The 17,024-nt window shown below is 63.4% G+C and carries 16 protein-coding genes; 13 read left to right on the top strand and 3 right to left on the bottom strand.

Annotated elements, in window-relative coordinates; all coding sequences use genetic code 11:
• Nucleotides 1–99 precede the first annotated feature (99 nt).
• From FJ867_RS14375 to FJ867_RS14400, 6 genes are all read left to right on the top strand, one after another.
• The gene (locus tag FJ867_RS14375; protein ID WP_140817701.1) at nt 100–1,269 is read left to right on the top strand and encodes an acyl-CoA dehydrogenase family protein; all 1,170 of its coding nucleotides are present in this window, start codon (nt 100–102) and stop codon (nt 1,267–1,269) included.
• A gap of 31 nt (nt 1,270–1,300) precedes the next feature.
• Nucleotides 1,301–2,509, top strand: a complete 1,209-nt coding sequence (locus FJ867_RS14380) for an acetyl-CoA C-acetyltransferase (protein WP_140523939.1) — start codon at nt 1,301–1,303, stop codon at nt 2,507–2,509.
• A gap of 14 nt (nt 2,510–2,523) precedes the next feature.
• Complete coding sequence (locus FJ867_RS14385) at nt 2,524–4,743, top strand: 3-hydroxyacyl-CoA dehydrogenase NAD-binding domain-containing protein (RefSeq protein WP_140817703.1); 2,220 nt, start codon at nt 2,524–2,526, stop codon at nt 4,741–4,743.
• A 64-nt stretch (nt 4,744–4,807) separates the two neighbouring features.
• Nucleotides 4,808–5,353 carry a thioesterase family protein gene (locus tag FJ867_RS14390; RefSeq protein WP_140817705.1) on the top strand — a complete coding sequence of 182 codons (546 nt, stop codon included), beginning with the start codon at nt 4,808–4,810 and terminating at the stop codon, nt 5,351–5,353.
• A 123-nt stretch (nt 5,354–5,476) separates the two neighbouring features.
• Complete coding sequence (locus tag FJ867_RS14395) at nt 5,477–6,121, top strand: helix-turn-helix transcriptional regulator (protein ID WP_140817707.1); 645 nt, start codon at nt 5,477–5,479, stop codon at nt 6,119–6,121.
• Between the two features lie 11 nt (nt 6,122–6,132).
• Complete coding sequence (locus FJ867_RS14400; RefSeq protein WP_348641382.1) at nt 6,133–6,984, top strand: thermonuclease family protein; 852 nt, start codon at nt 6,133–6,135, stop codon at nt 6,982–6,984.
• Here the strand turns inward: FJ867_RS14400 and FJ867_RS14405 are convergent.
• Nucleotides 6,950–8,596 carry a lysine--tRNA ligase gene (locus tag FJ867_RS14405; RefSeq protein ID WP_140523947.1) on the bottom strand — a complete coding sequence of 549 codons (1,647 nt, stop codon included), beginning with the start codon at nt 8,594–8,596 and terminating at the stop codon, nt 6,950–6,952. The two genes, FJ867_RS14400 and FJ867_RS14405, sit on opposite strands and share 35 nt — an antisense overlap.
• A 159-nt stretch (nt 8,597–8,755) precedes the next feature.
• On the opposite strand from FJ867_RS14405, the gene FJ867_RS14410 reads away from it, so the two are divergent.
• Nucleotides 8,756–9,163 (top strand): tellurite resistance TerB family protein, encoded by a 408-nt coding sequence (locus FJ867_RS14410; RefSeq protein ID WP_140496659.1) that lies wholly within the window; start codon nt 8,756–8,758, stop codon nt 9,161–9,163.
• Nucleotides 9,164–9,231: 68 nt separating this feature from the next.
• On the opposite strand, the gene FJ867_RS14415 is transcribed toward FJ867_RS14410, so the two are convergent.
• Entirely contained in the window at nt 9,232–10,083 is an 852-nt protein-coding gene (locus FJ867_RS14415; RefSeq protein ID WP_140496656.1) for a transporter substrate-binding domain-containing protein, read from the bottom strand.
• 60 nt (nt 10,084–10,143) lie between these two features.
• Here FJ867_RS14415 and FJ867_RS14420 point away from each other — a divergent pair, with 60 nt between their 5' ends.
• The 3 genes from FJ867_RS14420 to FJ867_RS14430 all read left to right on the top strand — a co-directional run bounded on the left by FJ867_RS14420 (nt 10,144) and on the right by FJ867_RS14430 (nt 12,569).
• Nucleotides 10,144–11,070, top strand: coding sequence for a LuxR family transcriptional regulator (locus FJ867_RS14420; RefSeq protein ID WP_246675045.1), 927 nt, complete (start codon nt 10,144–10,146; stop codon nt 11,068–11,070).
• A 96-nt stretch (nt 11,071–11,166) separates the two neighbouring features.
• Entirely contained in the window at nt 11,167–11,805 is a 639-nt protein-coding gene (locus FJ867_RS14425; RefSeq protein WP_140496654.1) for an acyl-homoserine-lactone synthase, read from the top strand.
• A gap of 14 nt (nt 11,806–11,819) precedes the next feature.
• On the top strand, nt 11,820–12,569 hold the full coding sequence (locus FJ867_RS14430) for an enoyl-CoA hydratase-related protein (RefSeq protein ID WP_140496652.1): 750 nt from the start codon (nt 11,820–11,822) through the stop codon (nt 12,567–12,569).
• Between the two features lie 56 nt (nt 12,570–12,625).
• On the opposite strand, the gene ppk2 is transcribed toward FJ867_RS14430, so the two are convergent.
• A complete protein-coding gene (gene ppk2 / locus FJ867_RS14435; RefSeq protein ID WP_140817709.1) occupies nt 12,626–13,534 on the bottom strand; it encodes a polyphosphate kinase 2 in 909 nt (302 codons plus the stop codon).
• A 194-nt stretch (nt 13,535–13,728) separates the two neighbouring features.
• Here ppk2 and FJ867_RS14440 point away from each other — a divergent pair, with 194 nt between their 5' ends.
• The 3 genes from FJ867_RS14440 to FJ867_RS14450 all read left to right on the top strand — a co-directional run bounded on the left by FJ867_RS14440 (nt 13,729) and on the right by FJ867_RS14450 (nt 16,936).
• Nucleotides 13,729–14,994: an ATP-binding protein gene (locus tag FJ867_RS14440; RefSeq protein WP_140557631.1), complete on the top strand. Its 1,266-nt coding sequence runs from the start codon at nt 13,729–13,731 to the stop codon at nt 14,992–14,994.
• Between the two features lie 112 nt (nt 14,995–15,106).
• Nucleotides 15,107–15,832 (top strand): phosphate signaling complex protein PhoU, encoded by a 726-nt coding sequence (phoU, locus tag FJ867_RS14445; protein WP_140496645.1) that lies wholly within the window; start codon nt 15,107–15,109, stop codon nt 15,830–15,832.
• A gap of 96 nt (nt 15,833–15,928) precedes the next feature.
• A complete protein-coding gene (locus FJ867_RS14450) occupies nt 15,929–16,936 on the top strand; it encodes a magnesium and cobalt transport protein CorA (RefSeq protein WP_140496643.1) in 1,008 nt (335 codons plus the stop codon).
• The last annotated feature ends 88 nt before the right edge of the window (nt 16,937–17,024 follow it).

Consider the following 17,024-nt stretch of genomic DNA (forward strand, 5'->3'; position numbering starts at 1 on the left):
CCCTTTGAGGGGAGGGCGGTCCAGAGGGGCCGGGAGGGGGCGCCGCGACAGTGCGCGGATCTCAATTTCGATGGCAGACCTTGGGAGGAAGATCATCGCATGACCAACCCAGCCGAAATCCTTGGCCTGCCGAAGCCCGCCTGGGCGGCGGACGAGGTCGGCATGCTCTACGACATGGCGCACCGCTTCATGTCCGAAGAGATCGCGCCGCGTTACGACGAGTTCGAGAAGAACGAAATGGTCGACCGCGAGAGCTGGCTGAAGGCCGGTGCCGCCGGCCTGCTCTGCGCCTCAATGCCGGAGGAATATGGCGGATCGGGCGGCACCTTCGCCCATGAGAGCGCCATCATCGAGGCCATCGGCCATGTCGGCGTCGACGGCTTCGGCATCGGTCTGCACAATTCGATCGTCGCCCCCTACATCCTCCACTACGGCTCGGAGGAGCAAAAGAAGAAATGGCTGCCGAAGCTCGCCACCGGCGAACTGATCGGCGCCATCGCCATGACGGAGCCCGGCGCCGGCTCCGACCTGCAAGGCGTCAAGATGCGGGCCGAGAGGGACGGCAACCAATACAAGATCAATGGCTCCAAGACTTTCATCACCAATGGCCAGCTCGCCAATTTCATCATCGTCGTCACCAAGACCGATCCGGACAAGGGCGCCAAGGGGACTTCGCTGATCGTCGTCGAGACCGACGAGGTCGACGGCTTCGAGCGCGGCCGCAACCTCGACAAGATCGGCTTGAAGGCCAATGACACATCGGAGCTGTTCTTCAACGATGCGCGTGTGCCGACCTCCAACCTGCTCGGCCACGAGGAGGGACAAGGCTTCATCCAGCTCATGCAGCAATTGCCGCAGGAGCGTTTGCAGATCGGCACAGGCGCGATTGCCATGGTCGAGCGCGCGCTGGCGCTGACCATCGAATACGTCAAGGAGCGCAAGGCGTTCGGCAAGGCGGTCATCGATTTCCAGAACACCCAGTTCAAGCTGGCCGAACTGAAGACCGAGGCCACGATCGGCCGCGTCTTCTACAATGATTGCGTGGCGCGCCACATCGATGGCGGTCTCGATCCGGTGACGGCGTCGATGGCCAAGTACTGGCTTTCCGACCTGCAGGGCAAAGTCGTCGACGAATGCCTTCAACTGCATGGCGGCTATGGCTACATGAATGAATATCCGATCGCCCGCATGTTCCGCGACGCCCGCGTCCAGCGCATCTATGGCGGCACCAACGAGATCATGAAATTGCTGATCGGCCGCTCGCTCTGAGCATCGGTCGGCAAACCCAAGGAGCAGGAAAATGGCCGAAGCTTACGTCTATGACGCCGTTCGCACGCCGCGCGGCAGGGGCAAGAAGGATGGCTCGCTGCACGAAGTGCCGGCAGTGCGGCTCGCCGCCAGGACGCTGGAGGCGCTGCGCGACCGCAACGGGCTCGACACTGCAACTGTCGACGACATCATCTTCGGTTGTGTCGACCCGGTCGGCGAGGCGGGGTCGGTCATTCCGCGCGCCGCGGCCTTCGAGGCCGGCTACGCGACCTCGGCGCCCGGCATGCAGATCTCGCGCTTCTGCGCCTCCGGCCTCGACGCCATCAATTTCGGCGCCGCCAAGATAGCCCAGGGCGCCGATGAGATCGTCATTGCCGGCGGTGTCGAATCGATGTCGCGCGTCGGCATGGGCGCCTCGGGTGGCGCCTGGTTCATGGACCCTTCGGTCGGCCTGCCCGGCTGGTTCGTGCCGCAAGGTATTTCGGCCGACCTGATCGCCACAAAATACGGCTTCAGCCGGGATGATGTCGACGCCTACGCCGTCGAGAGCCAGAAGCGCGCGGCAAAATCCTGGGCCGATGGCCGCTTCAGGAATTCGGTGATCCCGATCAAGGACCAGAATGGTCTCACCATCCTCGACCATGACGAGCATATGCGCCCATCGACCGACATGCAGTCGCTGGCCTCGCTCAATCCCTCCTTCGTCATGCCCGGCGAAATGGGCGGCTTCGACGCCGTCGCGGTGCAGAAGCATCCGGAAGTGGAGGAGGTCAATCACGTCCACCATGCCGGCAATTCGTCGGGCATCGTCGATGGCGCGGCGGCCGTGCTGCTCGGTTCGAAGAAGGCCGGCAAGGCCATGGGCCTGAAACCGCGCGCGCGCATCCGCGCCTTCGCCAACATCGGCTCCGAGCCGGTGCTGATGTTGACCGGCCCCGTTGACGTCACCGAGAAGCTGTTGAAGCGCGCCAAGATGAAGCTGTCGGACATCGATCTGTTCGAGCTCAACGAGGCCTTCGCCTCCGTGGTGCTGCGCTACATGCAGGCCTTCGATATCGAGCACGACAGGATCAACGTCAATGGCGGCGCCATCGCCATGGGCCATCCGCTGGGCGCCACCGGCGCGATGATCTTCGGCACCGTGCTGGACGAGCTCGAGCGCCGTGATTTGAACACCGCGCTGGTGACGCTGTGCATCGGCGCCGGCATGGGCACCGCAACCATCATCGAACGCGTCTGACGGGGAGAGAAACGATGAGCTACACCAATTTCACCCTCGACATCGACGCCGACGGCATTGCGCTGGTCACCTGGAACATGCCGGACCGCTCGATGAACGTCTTCACCGAGAAGGTGATGCGCGAGCTGAACGCCATTGTCGACAAGGTGGCGGGCGACGCCGCCATCAAGGGCGCGGTCATCACCTCCGGCAAGGATACGTTCTCAGGCGGCGCCGACATCACCATGCTCCAGAAGATGCTGACGACCTTCGCGACTGAAAAGGGCAAGGATCTCGAAAAGGCCACCAGGGCGCTGTTCGAAAACGCCGGCATCATGACCGGCCTGTTCCGAAAGCTGGAAACATCGGGCAAGCCGTGGGTTTCAGCAATCAACGGCACCTGCATGGGCGGTGCATTCGAAATGTCGCTGGCCTGCCATGGCCGCGTCGCCGCCGATTCCGACAAGGTGAAGATGGCGCTCCCCGAGGTGAAGATCGGTATTTTCCCGGGCGCCGGCGGCACCCAGCGGGTGCCGCGTCTCACCGACCAGCAGCAGGCGCTGCAAATGCTGACCTCCGGCCAGAACCTGTCGCCGCAGAAGGCGAAGGCGATGGGCCTGATCCACGAGGTCGCCGAGCCGGCCAAGCTGGTCGAGACTGCGAAGGCCATGATCAGGAACGGCCTCAAGCCGGTAGCGCCGTGGGACGAGAAGGGATTCAAGCTGCCCGGCGGCCCGGTCTATTCGGCGGCGGGCGCTAATCTGTGGCCGCCGGCCATCGCCATCCTGCGCCGCGAGACCTATGGCAATTATCCGGCCGCCGCGGCGATCCTGAAATGCGTCTATGAGGGCCTGTTGGTGCCGTTCGACACCGCGCTCAGGATCGAACAGCGCTATTTCACGGAGATCATGCAGACCAAGGAAGCGGCGGCGATGATCCGCTCGCTGTTCGTGTCGTTGCAAGAACTCAACAAGGGCGCGCGCCGCCCGGCCGGCGCGCCGGAAACCAGGTTCAAGAAGATCGGTATTCTCGGCGCGGGCTTCATGGGCGCCGGTATCGCCTATGTCACGGCCAAAGCCGGCATTCCGGTGGTGCTGCTCGACCGCGACATGGAGTCCGCCGAGAAGGGCAAGGCCCATTCGGATGGCCTGATCTCGGATCAGGTGAAGAAGGGCCGTGCCAAGCCTGAGGACAAGGACAGGCTCCTGTCGCTGATCACGCCGACATCGGACTATGCCGACCTTGCCGGCTGCGATCTCGTGGTCGAGGCGGTGTTCGAGGATTCCGCGGTGAAGAAAAGCGCTATCGAACAGGCGGAAGCGGCGCTGAAGTCGTCGGCGGTCTTCGCGTCGAACACCTCGACCATTCCGATCACCGCCCTGGCCAAGAATTCGGCGCGGCCGAAGAATTTCATCGGCATCCATTTCTTCTCGCCGGTCGACAGAATGATGCTGGTCGAAATCATCCTTGGCAAGAAGACCGGTGACAAGGCGCTGGCCACCGCGATCGACTTCGTGCGCGCCATCAAGAAAACGCCGATCGTCGTCAACGATACGCGCGGTTTCTACGTCAACCGCTGCGTCCTGCGCTATATGTCGGAAGCTTACAAGATGTTGATCGAGGGCGTTCCGGCGCCGATGATCGAGAACGCCGCCAAGGCCGCCGGCATGCCGGTCGGCCCGCTGGCGTTGACCGACGAGACGGCCATCGACCTTGCCCAGAAGATCATGAAGCAGACCATCAGGGATCTCGGCGAGAAGGCGGTCGACCCGAAGCAGATGGCGCTGATCAACACCATGGTCGACGACCACGGCCGCTTCGGCCGCAAGAACGGCAAGGGCTTCTACGACTATCCGGCCAAGCCGGCCAAGAAGAAGCTGTGGCCGGGCCTTAAGGAGCTCTATCCGCAGCTCAAGCCGGAGAAGGTCGACTATGCGGAATTGCAGCAGCGCCTGCTGGTCACCATCGCGTTGGAAGCGGCCCGGGTGATGGAGGAGGGCATCGTCACCGATCCGCGCGAGGCCGATGTCGGCTCGATCCTGGCCTTCGGCTTCGCGCCCTATACGGGCGGCGCGCTGTCCTACATCGACGGCATCGGCGCCGGGCAGTTCGTCAAGATCGCAAAGGGCTTGCAGAAGAAATACGGCGCAGAGTTCAAGACGCCCAGGCTGCTGCTCGACATGGCAGAGAAGGGCGAGACTTTCTACCAGCGCTTCGACCCCTACGCGAAGGGCGACGTGAAGCAGGCGGCCTGAGCGTGGTCGGAATCAAAGATGCCGCGGCGTCCCTGGCGCGTCCGAAAAGACGCGCCGCGCCGTAATGTATGTCTGGGGGCGCCTTGCGCGTATGATGGCCTCGGCGGGCAGCCGTGGCTCCTACCAGATGGGTGACGAAAGCCGGTTGGCCTTTCGCTGCCTGCCGACGGACATCGATTTCAATCGCCATCTCAACAATGCCCGCTACATGATGCTGGCGGACCTTGGCCGCATCGATATCTTCATCCGCGCCGGCCTCATCACGCTGGCGAGAACGAATGGCTGGGCGCCGATGATCGGCGGGCTGCAATCGGCCTATGTGCGTGAGATCAAACTGTGGCGGCGTTTCGAAGTGGTGTCTTCGATCGAGACCTGGGAAGGCAGCCAGGTCATCGGCAAGCACCGTTTCGTCCTCGACAATGGCGAGACCGCCGCATTGATCATGACGACAGCCGGCGTCTACGACCGCGCCGCCCGGCGCTTTCTCGATATTGACGAGGTCGTCGCCGCGCTTGGCCGCTCCGCCCAGCCGCGTCCGCCCAGCGAAGCCGAGCGGGCGTTCATGGCCTCGCACCGGAACCTCCGCGAGCAGGCCAAGCGGATCGGTTGACCCGGGAACCGGAATTGGCGCGGCCAGCAGGAAGATGTGATGCGATGCCACAGCCGGTGGACAAACCTTCATTCGAAGACTAGAAAGGAAAGGCATTTTTTCCTTTTTGCAAGGAGAGCGGAATTGCTCTCGCATGACCGTGTTTGGGCCGCCATCGACGCTCTGGCCGAGCGGTATTCGCTCTCGGCTTCCGGCCTGGCGAAGCGGGCCGGCCTTGATTCGACTGCCTTCAACAAGTCGAAGCGACTGTCGTCGGACGGCAGGCCACGCTGGCCCTCGACCGAATCGCTGGCCAAGATCATCGAGGCGACGGGCGCTTCGCTCGACGAATTCACCGGGCTGATAGAAGGTTGGGCCGGCCACGGCGCGATGCCCGCCCGCGGGCGTGCCGTTCCGCTGCTCGGCTTTGCCCAGGCCGGCGCCGGCGGGTTTTTTGACGATGCCGGCTTCCCGGCCGGTCAAGGCTGGGATCTGGTGGAACTGCCGGCGCAATCGACCGAGAGTTCCTATGCGCTTCAGGTGCAAGGCGATTCAATGCTGCCGCTCTACCGCAATGGCGACGTGCTCATCGTCGAGCCGGCAGCCCTCATCCGCAAGGGCGATCGCGTCGTCGTCAAGACGACGGGCGGCGAGGTGATGGCCAAGGTGCTCGATCGCCAGACCGCCAGGTCGATCGCACTGGTTTCGCTCAATCCCGATCATCCGGACCGCGACATTCCCATGCGCGAGGTTGAATGGGTGGCGCGGATCGTCTGGGCAAGCCAATAGGGTGCGGGCTGGTGCGGCTTCCTCATCTTGTCCTTGCGGTTCTGATGGTCCCTGGAATGGCCGCGCTGGTAGTCGCCGGCGGCCGCGCGCTGAAGAGCGGCGAAGCTGCCGTCGGGGTGGAACAGATCGATCCGAGCGCCGATACGGTCTCTCAGCCAGGCACCGACGGTGTGCCGGAGGAGCGGGCCACATCGGCCATTGCCGCTCCGCCGCCCCCCGCCGCTAGCCCGCACTCGCGTGCGATCGATCCCCAAGTCGTGGCGCCGCCGGAGCTTCCCAGCAAGGAGCTGGAGCGGGTGGAGCCGCGCGCGCCGTTGAGCAAGCTGGCGCTGGCCATGCCGCCCAAGCCGAAAATGCCGGACGACTGGAAAGGGACGAAGCTGTTCCAGCCGGTCGCGCCCGCCGCCGGACTGATCGAGGCGAAGGGCTATTCTGTCGCGGTTTCCGGCGTCGACATTGTCGGGCAGGACGAGACCTGCACCTCGGACGGTAAATCCTGGCCCTGCGGCGTCCGCGCGCGCACGGCGTTCCGCGCCTTCCTGCGCGGCCGGGCGGTGGTCTGCGCCGTGCCGCCGGAAGGCGGCCGCGACCTGATCGCCGCCGACTGCCGGATCGGCAAGCAGGATGTCGGCCGATGGCTGGTCGAGAACGGCTGGGCGCGCGCCGCCAAAGGCGGCCCTTACGTCGAAGTCGGGGAAAAAGCGCGCAGCGAAAGGAAAGGCATTTTCGGATCGGCGCCAAGCCTTTCAGGCGTGCCTTCGATGCCGGCCGCCCGCGCCCCGGCGCCGCAAGCGCCGGGCTCGATCTTGGAAGAGGTCGGCGGCATTCTCAAGCCAGCTGACCAGCCAACGCCTTCTGAATGAGCCCGCGCGTCTCGGCGATGCCGTAGAGTGCCGCGAACGAGCCGAAGCGCGGTCCGCGCTCCTGCCCGATCAGCACCTGGTAGATCATCTGGAAGAAGGCGCCCGAAACGCCCGGACCACCTTCGGGGCTCTTCTTGGAATGATCCTGATAGCGTTCCACCTTGCGGGCGACGTTGAGCGCGGCGTTCTGGATCGCCTCGCCGTCCGAGCCCGCCGGCAGGGCGCCGAGCGCCTGATCCAACGCTTCCAGCGCCTCCCGCTCGACGTCGTCGGGCGCGCGGAAGGTCTTCGTCGGCTTCACGAAATCGTCGAAATAGCGGATCGCATAACCCGTCAGCCTGTCGAGCTCAGGGTGGGTCGCCGGCGTCACGCCCCGCACATGGCGCGAGATGAAGCCCCACAGCACGTCCTTATTCTGCGCATTGGAGGCGCTGACCAGGTTGAGCAGCAGCGAGAACGGCACGGGCATATCGATGGCGGGCGGATTGCCGTCGTGCATGTGCCAGACCGGGTTGCCCAGCCGTTCCTTCCAGTCCTGCCTCCGATAGGCTGCAAGGAAGGTGTAATATTCGTCCACGGCCCGCGGGATGACGTCGAAATAGAGCTTCTTGGCCTGCCGCGGCCGCTGGTACATATAGAGGCCCAGGCTCTCCGTCGGCGCGTAAGTCAGCCATTCGTCGATGGTCAGCCCATTGCCCTTGGATTTGGAGATCTTCTGGCCGTTCTCATCCAGGAACAGCTCGTAGACGAAATGTTCCGGCGCGTGCCCGCCGAGGATGTTGCAGATGCGGTCATAGACCACCGCATTGGTCTGATGGTCCTTGCCGAACATCTCGAAATCGACGCCAAGGGCCGCCCAGCGCATGCCGAAATCGGGCTTCCACTGCAGCTTCACCTTGCCGCCGGTAACCGGCAGCGTGGTCTCGGTACCATCATCGTCGAAGGTGATGGTGCCCGCCCTGGCATCGACATGCTTCATGGGAACGTAGAGCACGCGGCCGCTCTTCGGCGAGATCGGCAGGAACGGGCTGTAGGTCGCCTGCCGCTCCTCTCCCAGCGTCGGCAGCATCACCGCCATGATCTGGTCGTAGCGTTCGGCCGCGCGCAACAGCATCGCGTCGAAGCGGCCGGTCTTGTAGTACTGCGTCGCGCTGGCGAACTCGTAGTCGAAGCCGAACGTGTCGAGGAAGCGGCAGAGCATCGCGTTGTTGTGGTCGGCGAAACTCGCATAATCGCCGCCGAAAGGGTTGGGCACCGAAGACAGCGGCTTGTGCAGGTGCGGCTCCAGCGCCGCGCGATCCGGCACGCTGTCGGGTATCTTGCGCATGCCGTCCATGTCGTCGGAAAAGCACAGCAGCTTGGTGGCGACCTTGTCCTGCGTGATGACGCGGAAGGCATGCCGCACCATCGACGTGCGCGCCACCTCGCCGAACGTGCCGATATGCGGCAGGCCGGACGGGCCATATCCGGTTTCGAACAGCACCGTTTGCGGGAGTTCGCGGCCCTTGTAGCGCTCAATGATCTTGCGAGCTTCCTCGAACGGCCACGCCTTGCTTTCGGCCGCCGCCGTCAGCACTTCGGGATTGAGATCGATGATGTTTGATCCCGCCATGTCACTGTTTTCCAAATTAGACGCCGGCAAAGCCGCAAGTGAGGATTTTCAACCGGTCTCTATGCGCGCCTGACCGGAGCGTCAACGAGCGCGGCGCTTTTTCCTTGCAGCGCAGGGAACGCGTTCCTACCTTCGCAGCCCGTATCGAGGAGTTGTTGAATGCCGACCCCGCATGAAGCGCTGATCTACCTGATGGTCATCACCTCCGCCTCCGACCGCGACATGACGGATGTCGAGCTGGCGCGGATCGGCGAGGTCGTCCGCTCATGGCCGGTATTCGAGGATTTCGACCACGACCGCCTGGTTGGCGTCGCCCAGGCCTGCCAGAAGAAGCTGCATGAAAAGGGCGGGCTGGAGGGTGTCCTGGCAAGCGTGGCCGAGGCCCTGCCGGAGCGCCTGCGCGACACCGCCTATGCAGCCGCTTTCGAGGTCGCGGCCGTCGATCTCGAAATGCGGATGGAGGAGGTGCGGGTGCTCCAACTCATTCGCCTCAAGCTCGATCTCGACACGCTGACCGTCGCGGCGATCGCCCGTGCGGCCAAGGCGCGCCTGCGCACGCTGACCTGAGCGGCGACACTCAACCGACCGGAAGAAACTGATCGGGACCGGATCAGAAAAAGCTGACCGGGACCGGATCAGAAGAAACTGACCGGGAAATAGCGCAGGTAGAACTCGGCGAACGTGCCTTTCAGCGAAATCTCCTGCAGCGCGTAGTCGAGAGCGGCGGCCAGCGCCGGGTCATCGGATCGGGCGGCGACGGCCATGCCCGAACCCAGATATTCCGGCGCCAGATAAGGTCCGCCGGCAAAGCGGCAGCAGCCGGCCGCATCCGAACCGCCCAGCCAGAAGGCGAAACGCATGCCGTCGCCGAAGGCGGCATCGATCTTGCCGGCCTTGAGGTTGGCGTAGAGGTCTTCCGGCCTGTCGAAGGTGACGACCTGAACGGTGTTGAAATAATCGCGCAGCATGCGCTCATGCGCCGAGCCTGATATCACGCCGACACGCTTGCCGCGCAGCTTGGCGAACAGCGGCTCGGTCAGCGCCTCGCCCTTCGGCATGATGAAGCGCGCCGGAAATTGCAGGTAGGACCGCGAGAAGGCGTATGTCTGGCGTGACTGCGGCGTCGCGGCGATGCCGGCGATGATCGCTTCGCCTTCGCCTTTCTCAAGCGCTCCTTCGAGCTCGGCCCAGGGCAATGCCTGGATCTGACATTTGTCGACGATGCCGAGCTCGGCGCAGATGGCGCGCGCCAGGTCGATGTGGAAACCGGACAGCTTTCCCGCGGCGTCCAGGAAGTTGAAGGGCGGGAAATCGGTGGTGGTCAGGAACCGCAGCCGCGGCAGTGCGGAGAGATCCGGTTTCGGTAGCCGCTCCTTGGCATCCCACAGCACCGGCACCTGCGGCTCGGCCGCGCGCGCGCGCTCACCCAACGCCAGCGACGCGATCAGCATCGACGCAAGGACGAGAGACCTCCGCTGGAACGCCATGATAAACTTCCACCGCACCTGTGTTCGCATCGGTTCTGGTACGAAAATAGTACAGGCACAATGCTTTTTGATTTCAACGCGTCGATTTCAGGATATGCTTTAGCAGGTTTGCAAACAGCGGTGGCTGCCCTGGTGGGGACCAGGGTCGAGAACCACAACCACAAGGCAACGCTTTGCAATCCCTGGTCGGTGGCGAAGTGCCAACAAGGCACGGATCATCGATTTCAACGAGGCAACATGGGGTTTGATGTTGCGATGGGTCAGTTCGATCGCACGCTGGAATACATAGATCACCTGCAGCAAGCCGGAACGGCGGCTGCGGTTTGCGAGAGGCTGTTGGGCATAACGTCGGATTTTGGCCTGACCGCTCTGATGGCGGGCACCGTACCGCAACCGGGCACGCCGACCGGCCAGCAAAAGCAGCATGTGCTGCTTTGCGACTGGCCTGTCGAATGGTTGGAGCGCTACGTGGCGCGCAACTATGTCGATCACGACCCGATCGTCAGCCACATGAAACAGTTGCAGGCGCCGTTCCAGTGGCGGGAAGCGGCCCAGGGCGTTAGCATCGACAGAAGCAGCGGCGAAGTGATGGGCGACGCCGTCGTGTTCAAGCTGCGCGACGGGCTGGCCTTCCCGCTGATCACGCTCGACGGCCAGATCGTCATGGTGTCACTGGGTGGCGAGGCCGTGGAACTGTCCGCCGCCGAGTTCGGCCTGGTGTCGCTGGTGTCGACCTATGCGGTGGGCCGCGCCATGCAGCTTCACACGAAGGCCAGCAAGACCATCGATAGCGTAGAGCTGACACCGCGCGAACGCGAATGCCTGCAATGGGCCGCCGTCGGCAAGTCCGAATGGGAGATTTCGCAAATCCTCGGCATCTCGGAACACACGTCGGAGAAACACCTCCTTAACGCCAAAAGCAAACTCGGCGCCGTCAACCGCGTACAGGCAGTCGCTGAAGCGATAAGGCGCGGCTATATTAGTTAGGTCGGCCGGGTCGGCCTAGAAATTCCTGCCTACGTGATCGCGTAATTTTCTTGCGAGGGCACGGCCGTATCTTCCTCTTGAACAGGAGACGGCAAAATGATTTTTTCCCTTACAACAAAAGAACTGATGGAACATCCCGATCTGTGGGAGGCCGTGCATCGGCTGCGCTACAGGATTTTCGTCGAGGAAATGGGGTGGGAGGACCTGCGGCGCCCCGATGGCTTCGAGATCGACCAGTTCGATCATGACGAAGCGGTGCATCAGATCGTCATCAGAGGCAACGAGGTCGCGGGCTATCAGAGGATGTTGCCGACCACGCGGCCACATCTCTTGACCGAGGTGCTGGCCGATCTTTCCGTGGGAACGCCGCCGTCGGGTCCGAACATCTGGGAACTGACCCGCTATGCAGTGGCACCCGGCTTTCGCGACGGCCGCCGAGGCGTTTCGACCGTCGGTACCGAGCTCATTGCCGGCTTCGTCGAGTGGGGGCTGAAGCGCGGCGTCGACAAGGTGATCATCGAGTTCGAGCCGATGTGGGTGCTGCGCGCGCTGCAGCTGCATTTCCTGGCCACGCCGCTGGGCTATCAGCGCACCTATGGCAACCAGCAGGTCGTCGCGACGCTGCTCACCTTCAATGAGCACACGCTGGATGTGGTGCGTTCGCGCCGCAATCACCACGCTCCCGTTCTGGCCAGGGGATATCCCGATATGTTCGGGCAAAGGCGGGCGTCATGAGATCGGAAACGGCCATGAACGCGCACCCGCAACCCGAACTGCGCAACCACACGCTGATCGTCACCGTATCGTCGACCGACGGCCGGCCGGTGCTCGACAGAAGGGCCTATGAAAGCCTGGCAAGGACGTTCCACGAAGCCGCCGACAATGACGACGTTCGTGTCGTCGTGCTGCGCGGCCTGGCGGGCTGCTTCTGCCTCGGCGGCGATTTTTCCGAATTCCTCGACGCTACCAAGCACCAGAAGCTGATCGCCGCCGTCACCGACATGTTCCGCACGCTGGCGACGTTCCCCAAACCCATACTGGCCTGTGTCGACGGCGATGCGGTCGGCGTCGGCTGCACCATCCTGTTCCATTGCGACATGGTGATCGCGTCCGCCGAAAGCACGTTCCGGGTGCCGTTCGTCGATTTCGGCCTGGTGCCGGATGCCGCGACCAGCATCCTGGCGCCGCAGAAGCTCGGCTACGCCGGCGCCTTCCGCTTTTTCTGCCTCGGCGACACGCTGCGCGCCGACGACGCCAGGGCGCTCGGGCTGGTCGCCGAGATTGTCTCCGAAGGCAGCGTCGAGGAGGCAACCCTCGGCCGGGCAAGGCAGCTCGCCAGGAAGCCGGTCGCCGCGTTGCTGCAGACGCGGGGCCTGCTCAAGGGGAACCCCGCGGAACTTTGCGAACGCATCGATCAGGAGATCTCGCTGTTCCAGCAGGCGCTGCAGGACGACACCACGCTGCGGCGGCTGCAGCGGATTGCCCGGTTGGCGGCCTGAGCGTCGCGCCGAAGGCGTTGCGCCACGCGGTCCAGTGCCGCGTGGCGCAGGCACCGTCAGTCCTGTTTTGCCAGGAATGACGGCCCTTCGCCGATGATTTTCTTGTCTTCCTTGCCGATGATGTCGAGGTCGCGGCCGTCATAAGGCAGCGACAGGAGGATGCGCCGCATCACCGCCAGCCGCGCGCGGCGCTTGTCGTTGGCACGCACGATGATCCACGGAGCGAATTCCTTGTGGGTGCGCTCGAACATGGTATCGCGCGCCCTGGTGTAATCGTCCCACTTGGTAATGCCGGCAATGTCGATCGGCGAAAACTTCCAGCTCTTCAGCGGACTGTGGCGGCGATCGTGAAATCGCTCGAGCTGCGTTTCCCGGCCGATGTTCAGCCAGAATTTGAAGAAGTGGATGCCGTCATTGACGATCATCCTTTCGAAGTGCGGTGTCTCGTCGAGAAACTTCTCGTGCTGTTCTGGCGTGCAGAAGCCCATCACCGGTTCGACGCCGGCGCGGTTGTACCAGGAACGGTCGAACGTGACGAATTCGCCCGCGGTCGGGAAGTGGTCCGCATAACGCTGGTAGTACCATTGCCCCAGCTCGGTCGGCGTCGGCTTGGTCAGCGCCACGTTGCGTGCCGTGCGCGGATTGAGGTACTGGCGCAGGACGAAAATCGTGCCGCCCTTGCCGGCCGCGTCGCGGCCCTCCAACAGCGCCATCATCCGCCTGCCTGTCGACTGCAGCCACGCCTGCGCCTTGACCAGCTCGATCTGCAATGCCTCGAGCGTCTCGTCATATTCGTCGCTTTTCATCTTCTTGTCGTAGGGATAGCCGCCCGCGGTCAGCTTGCGCTCCTCGATCCAGTCCGGCAGTGCTGGATTCTCGATGTCGAACTCCCGCTCCTTGCCGTTGATCCTGAGCTTCAGCGGCCCCGGGGTCGGCGCGGCGGTGTTTTCCTTGGCTTTTTTCATCGAGACGAACCTTTCCAGCTTACGGACTCGTGCTATTGAGCCATTGCAGTGCCGCGCGCCGCTTCAGACGCAAAGGGCGCTGCACTTTTGGATTTTGCGCATGATCCTTTCCGAAAATCGATTCTGATTTTTCGGCGTCATGCGCCAGGCCGGTCCAGCGAAATTGCCGGACCGGGAGCGGGGCGCAGGCGCGAATGGCGGACCAGGGCGCAGATGAGAAGGGCGTGACGCAGGCGCTTGCCGCGCGGCTGTGGAACAGCCGATGGTTGCTGGTCGCCGGTCTTGTCGCGGTCATGGCGGTTTATGCCTTTGCGGGCATTTCCGCCTATGTGCTGCTGCCGGCGCTGGCTTTGCTGCTGGTGGCGGCGATGATACCGGCTGGAGCCACGCGCCAGCCCGGCGAAAGCGGCGCGGCGATCGAGGCCATCGGCCTGCAACGCCTGTCCGGCGAATATCTGGCGGCGGCCGTCGCCGACCCCTTGATCATCTTCGACCATGCCGCGGCCATCGTTCATGCCAACGCCGCCGCCTTCGCCGCCTTCGGCGGCATCGCGCCTGGCGTATCGTTGTCGCTGAAATTCCGGGCGCCGGAAATGCAGGCTCTTCTGGACGGCGTGCTGTCGGGCGAGGTCGCGTCGGATGTCATCGATTACACCGAGAGGCTGCCGGTCGAGCGGACTTACCGGGTCAGTGCCTCCTCCGTCGGTCACGGCACTGATCTCTACGTGATGGTGTTCAAGGACCAGAGCGAAGCGCGCCGCATCGACCGCATGCGCGCAGATTTCATCGCCAATGCCAGCCACGAATTGCGCACGCCGCTCGCCTCGATATCGGGTTTCATCGAAACGCTGCGCGGACCGGCCCGCAATGACCCGGCGGCGCGCGAGCAGTTCCTGCAGATCATGCAGAACCAGACCGGCCGCATGGCACGCCTGATCGATGACCTTTTGTCGCTGTCGCGGCTGGAGATGAAGCCCTATCTGCGGCCGGGGACCGAGGTCGACCTGCGCCAGACCGTCGACAGCGTCATCGATTCGCTGGCCCCGCTGGCGCGGGAAAACGGCGTCGTCATCGAGCGGGATTTCGCCGACGGCCCTCTCGACGTGCCGGGCGACCGCGACGAACTGTTCCAGGTCTTCGAGAACCTTCTGGAAAACGCCTGCAAATATGGGCAGTCGGGCGGCCGCGTGGTGGTGTCGATCGAGCGCGGCGACGCCGAGGGCGAAGCGGGCATCGACGTGACGATCAGGGATTTTGGCCCCGGCATTCCCGAGGAGCACATTCCGCGCATCACGGAGCGCTTCTATCGCGTCGACGTCGAGAGCAGTCGAACCCAGAAGGGCACAGGCCTTGGCCTGTCGATCGTCAAGCATATCCTGACGCGCCACAACGCCAGGCTCTCGATCAAGTCCGAAGTCGGCAAGGGCGCCGCCTTCTCGGTTCATTTGCCGGCGGCCTGAGCCGCCCTAGTTTCCAAGGTGCCATTTCTTTTTTCTGTCATCCGGTTAGCGTATCAGCGGGGTTTCGAGGAAACGACTCAAAATCAGATCATCCGTGGGAAGGCATCCGGTCATGCAGTCCGTGCACATAGTCAGCGCCTATGACGAGGAGCTGAAAGATCTGTCGAAGCGCATCGCCGCCATGGGCGGACATGCCGAACGCATGGTCGAACAGGCGATCTCCGCCTTGGTCAATGCCGATCCCGGCCTTGCCCAGAAGGTGATCCGCGACGACGCCGTCCTCGACGAAGGCCAGCGCGAAATCGACGACAGGGCAATCATCATCATCGCCCGGCGCCAGCCGATGGCGACGGACTTGCGCGAGATCGTCGGCGCGATCCGCATCTCGGCCGATCTCGAGCGGGTCGGCGATCTCGGCAAGAATGTCGCCAAGCGTGTGGTGGCGGTTGCCGACGGGCGCCAGCCGACCAGCCTGTTCCGCGGCCTCGAAGCCCTGGCCGACCTGGCGTTGACCCAACTCAAGGAAGTGCTCGACGTCTACGCCTCGCGCTCGGTCGAAAGGATCGGCTTCGTACGTGACCGCGACGACCAGATCGACGCCATGTACACGTCGCTGTTTCGCGAATTGCTGACCTACATGATGGAAGATCCGCGCAACATCACGCCCTGCACGCATCTGCTGTTCTGCGCCAAGAACATCGAACGCATCGGTGACCATGCCACCAACATTGCCGAGACGATCTACTATATCGTCACCGGCGACCAGATGCCTGCCGACCGGCCGAAGGGCGACAAGACGGACAAGATCGGCCTTTCCGCAACGCAGCCGATCAAGTGAACGCACTTTCTCTCGAACGCTTGGTCGTATTGCGCTAGACTATCCCTGAGGCAAGCCTGCTGGTTCCCCGCAAAGGCAGTGCTTCGGGAGGCTGCGATGGAATATGTCCGGGACTTCAAGCCTGCGCCGCCGACATCGGCCGTCATCGCCTCCAGCGTCTACACAGCCGGGCGCCGCATCGCCGACATCCCGATCGAGGAAGCCGGCACATGGGCCAGGAAAGCGGGACACGTCGTGTGGATCGGGCTGCTTGAACCCGACCGCGAGCTTCTGCTGCGCGTGCAGGCGCAATTTCATCTGCATGAGCTCGCAATCGAGGATGCCGAGCATCCGCACCAGCGGCCGAAGATCGAGCAATATGGTGATGCGCTGTTCATCGTCGCCCGCACCGCGCAGCTGATCGAGGGCCGCGTCACCTTCGGCGAGACGCATCTGTTCGTGGGCAGCGGCTACATCGTCAGCGTCAGGCACGGCCCTTCGACATCCTATGCTGTGGTGCGCCAGCACTGGGAAAGCTGCCCGCATTCACTGGCCAAGGGCGAGGATTTCGTCCTCTATGCCATTCTCGATTTCATCGTCGACAACTACATGCCGGTGCTCGAGCAGATCGAGGATGAGGTCGAGGCGATCGAGGACCGGGTCCTGCTGAAGCCGATGACCGGCCCCGATATCGAACGCCTTTATATGCTGCGTCGCGATCTGTTGCGGCTGCGCAATGCCGCACTGCCGCTGGTGGAGGTCTGCCGCCGGCTGACCAGCGCCGACCTGCCGCAGATCCATTCAGCCATGCACCCGCTGTTTCGCGACGTGACCGACCATATCCGCACCGTCCAGGAAAAGATCGACAGCTTGCGCGAAGTGCTGGCCTTTGCTTTCGAGGCGAGCCTGCTGGTGGGCCAGAGCCAGGAAACGGCGATCTCCAAAAAGCTCGCCTCATGGGCGGCAATCCTGGCCGTGCCGACAGCCTTCGCGGGCATATACGGCATGAATTTCAGCGACATGCCGGAACTGAAGATGGAATACGGCTACCCGATGGTGCTGCTGGCGATCGCGCTGATCTGCAGCTTCCTCTACTGGCGGTTTCGCAAGAATGGATGGCTGTGAGAGTAGGGCAGTAGGCAGTAGGCAGTAGGCTAAACGCTCGGGAGCGCAAATTCAAAACATACTGCCCTACTGCCCTACTGCCTTAGTC

The organism is Mesorhizobium sp. B2-5-3 (assembly GCF_006441005.1).
Lineage (GTDB): Bacteria > Pseudomonadota > Alphaproteobacteria > Rhizobiales > Rhizobiaceae > Mesorhizobium.

Excerpts from the sequence above, each read along its gene's own strand:
- FJ867_RS14375 (WP_140817701.1), top strand. The coding sequence starts at position 100 with ATGACCAACCCAGCCGAAATCCTTGGCCTGCCGAAGCCCGCCTGGGCG.
- FJ867_RS14380 (WP_140523939.1), top strand. The coding sequence starts at position 1,301 with ATGGCCGAAGCTTACGTCTATGACGCCGTTCGCACGCCGCGCGGCAGG.
- FJ867_RS14385 (WP_140817703.1), top strand. The coding sequence starts at position 2,524 with ATGAGCTACACCAATTTCACCCTCGACATCGACGCCGACGGCATTGCG.
- FJ867_RS14390 (WP_140817705.1), top strand. The coding sequence starts at position 4,808 with ATGTATGTCTGGGGGCGCCTTGCGCGTATGATGGCCTCGGCGGGCAGC.
- FJ867_RS14405 (WP_140523947.1), bottom strand. The coding sequence starts at position 8,596 with ATGGCGGGATCAAACATCATCGATCTCAATCCCGAAGTGCTGACGGCG.
- FJ867_RS14410 (WP_140496659.1), top strand. The coding sequence starts at position 8,756 with ATGCCGACCCCGCATGAAGCGCTGATCTACCTGATGGTCATCACCTCC.
- FJ867_RS14415 (WP_140496656.1), bottom strand. The coding sequence starts at position 10,083 with ATGGCGTTCCAGCGGAGGTCTCTCGTCCTTGCGTCGATGCTGATCGCG.
- FJ867_RS14420 (WP_246675045.1), top strand. The coding sequence starts at position 10,144 with ATGCTTTTTGATTTCAACGCGTCGATTTCAGGATATGCTTTAGCAGGT.
- FJ867_RS14425 (WP_140496654.1), top strand. The coding sequence starts at position 11,167 with ATGATTTTTTCCCTTACAACAAAAGAACTGATGGAACATCCCGATCTG.
- FJ867_RS14430 (WP_140496652.1), top strand. The coding sequence starts at position 11,820 with ATGAACGCGCACCCGCAACCCGAACTGCGCAACCACACGCTGATCGTC.
- ppk2 (WP_140817709.1), bottom strand. The coding sequence starts at position 13,534 with ATGAAAAAAGCCAAGGAAAACACCGCCGCGCCGACCCCGGGGCCGCTG.
- FJ867_RS14440 (WP_140557631.1), top strand. The coding sequence starts at position 13,729 with ATGGCGGACCAGGGCGCAGATGAGAAGGGCGTGACGCAGGCGCTTGCC.
- phoU (WP_140496645.1), top strand. The coding sequence starts at position 15,107 with ATGCAGTCCGTGCACATAGTCAGCGCCTATGACGAGGAGCTGAAAGAT.
- FJ867_RS14450 (WP_140496643.1), top strand. The coding sequence starts at position 15,929 with ATGGAATATGTCCGGGACTTCAAGCCTGCGCCGCCGACATCGGCCGTC.